Consider the following 10,966-nt stretch of genomic DNA (forward strand, 5'->3'; position numbering starts at 1 on the left):
GCGCTGTTGCCCTCATCGCGCCACCGCGCTGGTTCAGGCCATCTTCGTCCTACAGACCATCCAGGAAGACCGCCACTCAGGATGAAAAGGCCTCAATGCTCTAGGCTCCGCATGGTCTGAGATCGAGAAAGCATCGCGCTCGGCCGTGCTGGTGGCGGGAGCTCAGCAGACCCTCGACTTCACCCCCGAAGAGGACTGACGACGATGGCACTCAGCAACAGGGACAGGATCGGCCGCGGGCTGGAACTGCTGGGGATGGGGCTGGAGCCGTTCGTGGACATGATGATGAGCATGGCCACGTCCGGCAACCAGGACTGGGTGGAGGTCCTTCAAGCGCGGGATGCGGCCAAGCACGGGGTGCACAGGACCTATGAGAAGTCCGATGTGCGGTTCCTGTTGCGTGTGCTCACCGAGGAGTGGCGGGTCTTCAAGGAGCGACTCTCCCGTGGGGAGCAGAATTTCGCCAGCGAATTGCGCGAGGTCGGTAACAAGTGGGCGCACACCAAGCCGTTCTCCGGTGACGACACCTATCGCGCCCTGGACACTATGGAGCGTCTGCTGATCGCAGTCGGGGCGATGGACCGGGCCGATGAGGTGCGCAAGCTGCGTCTGGACCACCAGCGCAGCCTCTACGACAGCGAGGCCCGCCGGGCCGCGCAGTCCGTCACGTCGCTGCCCAGCATCGAGGCCAACGGGCTCAAGCCCTGGCGGGAGATCATCACCCCGCATCCGGACGTGGCGGCCGGCAAGCTGGACGCCGCCGAGTTCGCCGCCGACCTCCACATGGTGTCCACCGGGCAGAGCGCGGGCGAGGAGTACACCGACCCGATCCAGTTTTTCCGCCGCACTTACCTCACTGAGGGCTTAAAAGACCTGCTGCAGCGGGCCGTCAGCCGGGTCGGCAAGGATATGAACGCGACTCCGGTCTGGAACCTGCAGACCAACTTCGGCGGCGGCAAGACCCACTCGATGCTCGCCTTGTGGCACATCTTCTCCGGCAGGCCGTTGATGGACTTCCCGCAGGAGATCATCGACCTGTTCGCCGGAACCGACGTGAGCGCGATCGGGACTCAGGTCAGCCGGGCCGCGCTCGTCGGCAACCACATCGACCCGGCCGCGGGCAAGGTGAAAGAAGACGGCACCCACGTACACACCCTGTGGGGCGAGCTGGCCTGGCAGCTCGGCGGCCGGAAGGCGTACGAGATCGTCCGGCAGGCTGACGAGGCGCACACCAACCCCGGAGACGCCCTGCACCGGCTGATCGCCGCGTACTCGCCCTGCCTGATCCTCATCGATGAGTGGGTTGCCTACGCCCGTCAGCTCTATGGCCGCGAGGACCTTCTGGCCGGAACATTCGACACCCAGTTCACCTTCGCGCAGACCATCACCGAGGCGGTCAAGGCCGTGCCCGGGGCGCTGCTTGTCGTCTCCATCCCCGCCTCCAGCCACGAGGAGGCCGAAAAGGGCATCATGGGCAGCGCCCTTGAGGTCGGCGGGGTCAATGGCCAGGCTGCCTTGGACCGTCTGCAGAACGTGATCCGCCGCGTCGCCCGGCAGTGGCAGCCGGCCCGTGCCCACGAGTCGTTCGAGATCGTGCGGCGGCGTCTGTTCGAGGAGCCCGACGCCAAGGCCAAGGCCGAGATCGCGGCGATCGCCAGGCAGTTCTGGAAGTTCTACAACGACCACAAGGGCGAATTCCCGCGCGAGTGCTCCGAGATGTCCTACGAGAAGCGGATCATCGACGCCTACCCGATCCATCCCGAGCTGTTCGACCGGCTCTACGAGGACTGGTCCACGCTCGACCGCTTCCAGCGCACCCGCGGCGTGCTGCGGTTGATGAGCACCGTGATCCATCGGCTGTGGATCGCACAGGACTCCGGACCGCTGATCATGCCGGGGTCGGTGCCGCTGAACGACCCGACGGTGGTCAGCGAGCTGACCCAGTACCTCCAGGACAACTGGAAGGCCGTCATCGAGGTCGACGTCGACGGCGACAGCGACACGGCCACTCCCGTGCAGATCGACAAGGAACGCACCGTGTTCGGCAAGCGCGCCCTCACCCGGCGCCTGGCCAGGACGCTTTTCCTCGGGGCGGCGCCGACGCTGACCATGCCGCACAAGGGCATCGAGCAGCAGAACATCTGGCTCGGCGTGGCCATCCCCGGTGACGTGGTCGGCAACTTCGGCTCCGCCCTGCACGTGCTCACCGACCGGGCGACCTTCCTCTACGTTGACGGCTCCCGCTACTGGTACGACACCCAGGCGTCGGTCACCCGTACCGCGAAGGACTACGCCGAGCGGTTGCACCAGGAGGATGTCTGGCTGGAGATCGTCACTAGGCTGCGTGCCAAGGAACTGCGGGTGCGCGGCGACTTCGCCGCCGTGCATGTGACCGACGACAGCGCCGACGTGCCGGACACGGGGGACGCCCGCCTGGTGATCCTGCATCCGCGGGTCGTGCACGCGCGGAAGGACGCGGGATCTTCGGCGAGGCTGCTCGCGCAGAAGATGCTCGACACGCGTGGCAGCGCGCAGCGCATCAACCGCAACATGCTCGTGTTCCTCGCCGCCGACGCCAAGCGGATGGAGGAACTGGCCGAGGCTGTGCGAGAGTACCTGGCCTGGCGCAACATCGACGGGCGCAAGGAGGAGCTGGACCTGTCGCTCCAGCAAATCAATCAGGTCAAGACCCGGCTCGCCAATGCCGATCAGGCCAGCGAGCTGCGCATCCGCGAGACGTACTATTGGGCGTTCGTCCCCGACCAGCCGCCCGGCGGACACATCACCTGGCAGGAGGAGAAGGCTGACGGCAGCGGAGACCGGCTCGCCGAGCGGGTCAGCGCCAAGCTCCGGCAGCGAGACGCGCTGCGCGTCGTTCAGGGTGCCTCGGTGATCCGCGGCAACCTGGACCGCGAGCTGGCCAGCGTATGGGAGAAGGGGCACATCTCCGTCGGGGAACTGTGGGACTACTACTGCCGCTACCCGTACCTGCCCCGGTTGCGCGACCGTGCCGTGCTCGACGGGGGGATCGCCGCCGGGCTGGACGAACTCGACTGGGAACGCACCGGCTTCGCCCTCGCCACCGGGTACGACGGCAAGCGGTTCGAGGGCTTGGTCCTGCCGCCGCGAGCCTGGCCCGCTCAGATCACCGACAGCACACTGCTGGTCCGGCCCGACGTGGCGCTTGCCCAGCGGGAGGCGGAGAAACCCGTCGACGACGGCACTTCCGGCGGCGAGGGGACCACGGTCGTCGGCGGACACACCGGGGACGGGGGAACCGCAGGCGAGACGAAGGGCGGGAGCACCGGCGGGGGTCCTGTCGTTCCCCCTCCGCCCGCGCCCAAGAACGTCCGGTTCTTCGGTGTCGCCAAACTCGATCCCGAACTGCCACAGAAGAGCTTCACCAAGATCTACCAGGAGCTCGTCCAGCACCTGAGCGCGGTGGAGGGCGCCCAGGTGCAAATCACCATCGAGATCAGCGGTGAGAAGGCCGAGGGCTTCCCCGACGACAAGGTCCGCATCGTCTCGGAGAACGCCCGCGTGCTGAAGTTCGAATCGTTTGGCTTCGAGGATCGCTGACCGAGGTGCCTGACATCGAATCTGTTGCCACGGATCGCGATGAAACCATCGCTGACAGTTGATGCGAGTGATGGAATGTAGTTCAGATCGTTTGCACCATGCGCCGTCAGGCCCCCACTGATCACGGAGTCCGCATGCCGGTTGAGAAAGCAGAACGCGACGTTCAGACCCTGGTAGGCCAGATCTCCAGCGGCGAGATCAAGCTCCCCGAGATCCAGCGCGGCTACGTATGGAAGCCGACGCAGGTGGCCAAACTCGTCGAGTCGCTCTACCGGGGCTACCCCAGCGGATCACTGCTGTTCTGGCGGACCCCGGTGGAGCCGGCGGCGCGGAACGTCGCGATCGGCGGCCCGCAGGCCAAACCGGCCGTGCAGCCGCTGTTCCTGCTCGACGGGCAGCAGCGGCTGACCTCGCTGCACCGCGTGCTCAACGACCATCCCGAGGCGCAGATCGTGTTCAACGTCGAGACGGAGGCGTTCCAGAACCAGAGCGCGGCCACCGCCAAAGACCCCCGCTGGATCAAGGTCTACGAGATCGTCCGGCCGGGCGCCAAGCAGTTTCCCATCGTCTCCGAGCTGCACGGCGCGGTCCCCGCGCTCGACCCCGACCTCATCGGCGAGCGGGTGGCCCGGCTGGCGGCGATCCGCAACCGCGCCTTCCACATGGAGATCCTCACCGACTTCGAGTACGACGAGATCGCGCAGATCTTCGTCCGGGTGAACAGCGGACGCCCGCTCAAGACCAGCGATCTCGCCCTGGCCACCCTCTCGGCCCGGTGGCCGGGAGTGCTGGAGAAGCTCGAGGACGAGGCGGCGTACTGGGCGAAGAAGCACTACCAGGACCTGGATGTCACCTTCCTCACCCGTGCGCTGACCGGCACCGTGCTCGGCCGCGGCCTGTCCACCTGGTCGCACAGCCGCCTGATCGCGGCCAGTGACGCGCAACTGGAGACCGGCTGGGCCACCGTGCAGCGGGGCCTGCGCCACCTCATCCCGCTACTGCAGGAGAACCTGCGGGTCAGCAACAGCAATCTCATCCCGTCCCACATCGCGTTGCTGCCCCTCATCGTGCTGCTCGGCGAGCGGCCGGACGCTCCGCTGGACCCGGAGACCGCCAACGGCATCATCTACTGGTTCCTGCTCGCCAACATCCGCAACCACTACAGCAGTTCGACCGACACCCGGCTGGGCCAGGACATCCCGGCGACACGCGGCCCGGAACCTGTGAAGCAGTTACTCGCCAACCTCGGCATCCGCGGGGCGCGCATCGAAGTGACGCCGCAGGATCTGGCAGGACGCACCGTCGGCAGCCCGTACTTCTTCCTGAGCTTTCTCGTCGCGAAGAACGCGGGCGCGCGGGACTGGTGGTACGGAACCGAGATCTCGGCCACCGCCGAGGCGGGACAGAAGCTGGAGTACCACCACATTCATCCGCAGGCGACGCTGCGCGGCCACGCCAACGGCTACGGCAAGACCGAGATCAATGACCTGGCGAACCTGGCCTTCATCTCCGCCAAAGCCAACCGGAAGATCAGCGACCGGTCGCCGGCGACCTACTTCGTCGACCCGGACCTGCCGCCGCTCACCGAGGGTGAGCTCGCCGCCCACTTCGTCCCCTACGACGACGCGCTGCGCAAGGCCGACGCGTACCGCGACTTTCTCGCGGCCCGCCGCGCCCTGCTGGCCAAGGCCATGACGGACCTGCTCAACCGGTTCCGGCCGGGATGGCTGGACGAGACGGTCGCGCCGGCCGACCCGCTGGCCGGCTGCTCGCTCGAGTTCGTCATCTACCAGAGTGCCTGGGACGCCGGCCGGCTCGTGGCCGTCGCCACGACGCAGTCGGCGAGATGGGAGGCGGCGTTCAGCCTCGCCGATTTAGAGTCGGCGATTCAGGCGGCCGACGGCGGTCTGGACGCCGACATCGAGATCGCAGGGGAGAGCATTCCCGTCCGGGTGGAGAGCGACACGGTCGTGATCCCCATCGGCCCGTTCCTCGTCACCGGCACCGTCGACGCCTGGCGCAAGATGCTCGACAGGGAGAGGGCCGACGCGCAGCCGCTGTCACGCTGCCCGGTCGTCGAATCGCGTACCTGGGACGGCGACCGTGTCCCATTCCCTGTGACCAGCATCGAATGAGTGAAGCACCATGGCACAACCGGCGGAAAGCGAGTCGCCCGCTCCGGGAGTCGGGGGCGGCGCGGCGACACCAATCAGGACTCGCCGTCCGCGTGCGCCTGCTGCGGAGCACGAGGGGCCGCCATGGTGCGCCGGTTCGAAAGCGGCAACGACGCGGCCGTGGCCGTACTGGCGACCGCCCTCTACCAGGCGCTGCCGCCCGCCCTCGACGACACGGTCGCCGACCAGCCGGGGGAGGGGCGCAAACTGCTGACGTTCAGCGACAGCAGGCAGCAGGCGGCCTTCTTCGCCCCCTACCTGGAATCCAGCTACGCAACACTGGCGATCGCTGCTTTACGCGCTTCTCGAAGGTGCGGCCGAACAGTTGGAACTCAGCAGCGACGACATCGGGGGCACCCTGTATGCCCGACCCGGGGGCAATACAAGCATCGTGCTGTTCGACGCCGTGCCCGGCGGCGCGGGAAGCCCGGTTCGTATCGCCGCCGCGCTGGACAGGGTTGTGGAAGCGGCGCTCCACCGGGTCGCGACGTGCGACTGCGGCGAGGAGACCTCGTGCTACGGGTGCCTGCGCAGCTACCGCAATCAAAGCCATCACGAGGACCTCGCCCGCGGTTGCGCACTGGAAATCCTTCAGCCGCTGCTGGCCTCCGGCCCCCTCACGGCGGTGCCTCACTGAAGCCGGGAGTCACCGCTATCCACGCTCGCAATTGTGGATAGCGGTGGCCGGATGGCGCGATGGACGTTATCGTCGGCCGGTCCCAGGGCTCGTACGGCTGCCACCGATCCAAGGCGGGCCGCCGCCAGATCGTTGATCGCGGTGAGTAGCTCCGCCGGGGCTGCCGACTTCGAGGCTTGCTGACGCTCCGGGCGTGCCTCAAGCGCCTGCGGCAGACGCATCTGTGCAGGTCAGAAACCTACGGCGAATGACCTTGGGTGCTTCACCCCAAGTTGGAACCGTCCGCGCCGGCGGCTTTGGGGGTAACTCCCTATGGATCGCCGACACACCGTGCGTGATGCTGAGCGCGACGCCACCGGTACGTCTCGTCATCTGGAGACGATGTGATGAAGCGCCGTCATTTACGCCTCGCGGCCGCCTTGGCAATCTTGTCGCTGCTGGCCGGCTGCAGCGGGCCGTGGTGGGTCTCGGTCAGGCCGTTGAATCTGCCCATCGAGTTCACGCTGAACAGCGAGGGGGAATTCGAGGTGAGCTTCAGCATCTCGACTCCGCCCAATCCCCTCGGCCAGATAGAGATCGGAGGGGAGGAGACGCTCGCCGAGGTCGGTGACGACGAGACGCTCATCGTCATCGAGCATCAGGTCGGGAATCGCAGGGTCGAGGACCGGTTCACCGCCGACGGACGAGGATCCCGGCAGGACGACGGGGCAGGAGGGGGTCCCGTCGGGTACTGTCTGGCCGGTACCTTCTACCTCGGCCAGGACGCCGAAGGCGTGATCCGCATCGTCGCCCTGAACTCTGCGAGCCGGGTCAAGCTCGTGTCGGCGGCGGCGGGCGCGAGCGCGTGCGGTGCCTCCGAGCCGACCACACCCCCGCATCCCTCGGCCACCGCTGAGCCGTCTGAGACTGAGTCGCCCGAGACCGAGCCGTCTGAGATCTCTGATTCCGAGGATCCCGGTGGGCTGCCGACGAGGCGGATCCAGCTTCTGGGCAGATCGTTCGTCGTGGCGCTGGCCGTCACCGACGAGGCCATATCCACCGGGATGAGTGGGTGGGACCTCGGAGACCTGCGCGGTCTGGACGGGATGCTTTACGCCTTCGACACCCCTCGCGAACCAGGGCAGAGCTATTTCTCCACCAGCGGCTACCGGTTCCCTGTGGACATCCTGTTCTTCGACTCGAATGGTTTCTTCCTCGGTGGGGTCAGCGCGCCACCCTGCCCGCAGGGCGCCAACTGCCGGCAGTATTACCCGGCCCAACCTTTCCAGTACGTCATCGAGACGCCCTCGGGCCACCTGCCCATGCTGGGCCGTGGCACCAGGCTCCTCATCCAGTCGTGAACTTCGTATGTGTGCTGCTTGTGAACTCAAAACACAGTTGATCATGGGCTAGATCGGGTGTAACGTGCCTTCTCGGCGCATCTAGGGCGATACGCGCTCAAATTGGTCGCGCCGTGATCCATGCGGAGGGTGCGTGCAGCCGCTGTTGGCCGGGGATCCCCAAACGATCGGTCGCTACCGGTTGGTCGGCCGCCTGGGCGCGGGCGGCATGGGTGTCGTCTTCGCCGCCGTCGACGGGTCCGGCAGGCGGGTCGCCGTCAAGCTCGTCCACGAGCCGCTCTCGGTCGACCTGGAGTTTCGCCGCCGCTTCAGCCGGGAGGTCCGGGTCCTCGCCAAGGTGGAGGGGGCGTGCGTCGCCCGCGTCCTCGACTCCGACCCCGGCACCGAACGGCCGTGGCTCGCCACCGAGTTCATCCCCGGCCCCACGCTGGAGCAGCACGTCCGGGCCGAGGGGCCCTTGACCGGTGACGCACTGTACGGCCTGGCCGCCGGGCTCGCCGAGGCGCTGGTGGCCATGCACGCGGCGGGGGTCGTGCACCGCGACCTGAAACCGCCGAACGTGATCCTTTCTCCGCAGGGTCCCCGGCTCATCGACTTCGGCATCGCCAAGGTCCTCGACACCACCTCGATGACCCACACCGGCACCCTCGTCGGCTCACCCGGCTGGATCAGCCCCGAGGAGTACGGCGAGGGCGAGGTCGGCACGCCCGCCGACGTGTACGGCTGGGCATTGGTGGTCCTGTTCGCCGCCACGGGCGAGCCGCCGTACGGCACCGGGCGTCCGGAGGTGCTGGCGTACCGGGTGCGGGAGGAGATGCCCGACATCGAGGCCGTGCCGGAGAACCTGCGCGAACTCGTGGGCCGTGCGCTGGTCAAGGACCCCGGGCGCCGCCCTGCCGCCGACCAGGTCCTCGCCGCGGTGATCGGAACCTGGCAGGGCGAGGACGCCGAGCCGGAACAGGTCGACATCACCTCGATCATCCAGCGCACCTGGGTGCTGCCCCGGCAGGACGCCCCCGACTGGCCGGAACCGCGTTCCGCCAACATCGCGCCCACGCGCGTGGCGTCCGAAGAGCCGTCGAGCCCGACAACGGCGGACACGCAGGTCGCGGCCGAGGGCACCCAGGCCACGGCCGTCGCCGCGGCGCCGCTTCCCGCCACCGTCGTGGCCGCTGCCGCCGTACCCGCCCATTCCGCCCTCCCGCCCGCACCCGGCGCCGGCCAGATGACGGTCGTCGCCCAGCGCCCGGGGCCGTCCTGGGTCCACGCCTACATGGTGACCGCGGTCGCGGCCACTTTGATCGCCATAACCGCGATCATCGCCTTTTCCGTTTCGGACCGTTCCACTCCTTCCGCGGCGCCTTTCGCCGTTCAGACGGTTCCGCCCCAGCCGTCGGCGTCGGCCGCGCCCACCCCCGTCACGACGGTGACCGCCACGGCCACGACCACGGCCACCGCGCCCGCGAGGAGGAAGCGCGCGGGCGCGGGGGCGTCGTTCAAGGGCATCAAGCTGAAGCTCCCCAAGGGGTGGCGCATGGATCGCGTCCGCGACGACCTGGTCTGCATCCGCTCGCCGTACACGCAGGGCTTCGCCGGCCCCTGGCAGCCCCGCTTCGCCTGCGAACCGGACGCGCTGGTCCTGCGGGTCGGCGCCGGAAACAACCGCTGGCCGGGCTCCACGATCGACGACCCCGTGTACGGCTGGAGCGTCGGCAGCCCGATGCCGTGCCTGCGCGACGGCCATGTGTGGCAGGACTGGACGGGCGATTACGGCGCCGAGTTCGGGGCGTACGCGAACTACGTCGCCGCCTACGACGCCACCCTCTACGACAGCAGTCTGGTGACAATGGCGGATGGCAGAAGGGCGGCCTACCGGGAATGGCAGGTGTGGTGCGCGGACTACGGCGGTTACACCATGAAGATCTGGCACCTGCCGAAGTCCAAGGTCTCACTCTTCGTGCTGAGCGCCCGGCCCGAGGACGTCCCGGGCCTCGACAGGATCGCGAGATCGGTCAACCTTCTCGGCTACAAGCACGCCGCGCCGGTCTGAACGGCCGAGGATGCGAGCGCCGCGGCGTCGGGTCACGGCCGGTCGGTCGCATGGGGGACCGGCAGGATTCGGATCACCCGCAGGCGCTGAGCGCCCGCATGGCCTCCGCCTCGACGCGTGAGAGATCCTCCAGGACGTCACCGGCCTGATCGAGGTAGGCCGCGTCGAGGGTCTCTCCGGCCTTCGCGATCAGCGTGGCCGTCTGCGTCCAGAGTGCCGCCGCCTCGGCGTACAGGGCGTGGCCGGTGCGCAGGCCCTCGTCGTCGATCGAGCGGGCGCACTCACCGAGGAACTCCCGGTACAGGTTGCGGAACAGCGCCCCGCCGGTGCCGCCCTGTTCCATGAGCATGGCGGCCTGCCGCAGGTCCTCGTGCGGCTTGTCGGTACGGCGCAGCCACCCGCGTACCTCGCGGGCCGCCTTCGCGATGCCGCGATGGCCGAGGTTGGCGATGGGCGCGGCGAGGAAGTCGTTCGCGCAGTTCCTGATCGCGGCGATGAGCTGATCGCGCGACACCGACACCGGGCCGGGCGCGGCGATGGTGAAGGACCGGTTTCTGGCGGTCATCGGGCCGCGCTCGGCCCTGGCGGCGGCGAGGCCGTCCAGTCCGGTGCGTACGGCTCCGCCCGCCTCGTCGGTGTCCACCAGGTAGGCGTGCCGGTCGTCGTAACCGTACATGGCCACCACATGGCCGCCGAAGTGCACCTTCGGGGCGAAGTAGTCCAGATGGTAGCTGTCGAGTTGCAGGCCGACCGGCCGTCCCGCGTCGATCTCGGACACCACGTTCTGCCACGCCTTGCGCTGCGAGGTGGTCTCCGCGATCCGCAGTTCCAGCCCCAGCCGGGCCGCCACGTTCCTGGTGAGTTCGAAGGGCCTGACCCGGCCCCCGAGGAACGAGAAACCCATGCTCTTGCCGTCCCAGTAAATGAACGACAGCCCCGAGCCGAGCCCGAACAGCATCGGCTCGGACAGGTCGATTCCCTCGTGCCGCAGCAGCACCCCAAGCGCCGTCGTCTCACAGTGCTTCATGCCGCGGGCCTCAATGCCTTCCACCATGCTCATGTCGTCTCCGGTCATGTCATCTCCACTGCCGGGGGGAGGGAACTGTTACGTGATCCATCAGTGAATCTCAGCCTTTCTCAGCTGCTATCGTGATCGCGTGAAGCTTTCCGAGTGGGCGGCACGCAA

The 10,966-nt window shown here is 68.0% G+C and carries 6 protein-coding genes and 1 pseudogene; 6 read left to right on the forward strand and 1 reads right to left on the reverse strand.

Going from position 1 to position 10,966, the window contains the following annotated elements; all coding sequences use genetic code 11:
- The 6 genes and pseudogenes from AB0K60_RS37490 to AB0K60_RS37515 all read left to right on the forward strand — a co-directional run.
- Positions 1–85, forward strand: a pseudogene (locus tag AB0K60_RS37490) (IS5/IS1182 family transposase); the annotation flags it as partial.
- Positions 86–204: 119 nt separating this feature from the next.
- Positions 205–3,579 carry a Swt1 family HEPN domain-containing protein gene (locus AB0K60_RS37495; protein ID WP_364066551.1) on the forward strand — a complete coding sequence of 1,125 codons (3,375 nt, stop codon included), beginning with the start codon at positions 205–207 and terminating at the stop codon, positions 3,577–3,579.
- 134 nt (positions 3,580–3,713) lie between these two features.
- Positions 3,714–5,714 carry a DUF262 domain-containing protein gene (locus tag AB0K60_RS37500; protein WP_364066554.1) on the forward strand — a complete coding sequence of 667 codons (2,001 nt, stop codon included), beginning with the start codon at positions 3,714–3,716 and terminating at the stop codon, positions 5,712–5,714.
- Between the two features lie 328 nt (positions 5,715–6,042).
- The gene (locus tag AB0K60_RS37505; protein WP_364066566.1) at positions 6,043–6,390 is read left to right on the forward strand and encodes a DUF1998 domain-containing protein; all 348 of its coding nucleotides are present in this window, start codon (positions 6,043–6,045) and stop codon (positions 6,388–6,390) included.
- Between the two features lie 383 nt (positions 6,391–6,773).
- A complete protein-coding gene (locus tag AB0K60_RS37510; RefSeq protein ID WP_364066557.1) occupies positions 6,774–7,730 on the forward strand; it encodes a DUF192 domain-containing protein in 957 nt (318 codons plus the stop codon).
- A 133-nt stretch (positions 7,731–7,863) separates the two neighbouring features.
- Positions 7,864–9,780: a serine/threonine-protein kinase gene (locus AB0K60_RS37515; RefSeq protein WP_364066560.1), complete on the forward strand. Its 1,917-nt coding sequence runs from the start codon at positions 7,864–7,866 to the stop codon at positions 9,778–9,780.
- A gap of 73 nt (positions 9,781–9,853) precedes the next feature.
- Here AB0K60_RS37515 and AB0K60_RS37520 read toward each other — a convergent pair whose 3' ends face one another.
- Positions 9,854–10,855: a BtrH N-terminal domain-containing protein gene (locus AB0K60_RS37520; protein WP_364066563.1), complete on the reverse strand. Its 1,002-nt coding sequence runs from the start codon at positions 10,853–10,855 to the stop codon at positions 9,854–9,856.
- Positions 10,856–10,966 lie beyond the last annotated feature (111 nt).

This window comes from Thermopolyspora sp. NPDC052614, from assembly GCF_040678635.1.
Taxonomy (GTDB): domain Bacteria; phylum Actinomycetota; class Actinomycetes; order Streptosporangiales; family Streptosporangiaceae; genus Thermopolyspora.

Coding starts and splice junctions, on each gene's coding strand:
- AB0K60_RS37495 (WP_364066551.1), top strand. CDS start 205: ATGGCACTCAGCAACAGGGACAGGATCGGCCGCGGGCTGGAACTGCTG.
- AB0K60_RS37500 (WP_364066554.1), top strand. CDS start 3,714: ATGCCGGTTGAGAAAGCAGAACGCGACGTTCAGACCCTGGTAGGCCAG.
- AB0K60_RS37520 (WP_364066563.1), bottom strand. CDS start 10,855: ATGACCGGAGACGACATGAGCATGGTGGAAGGCATTGAGGCCCGCGGC.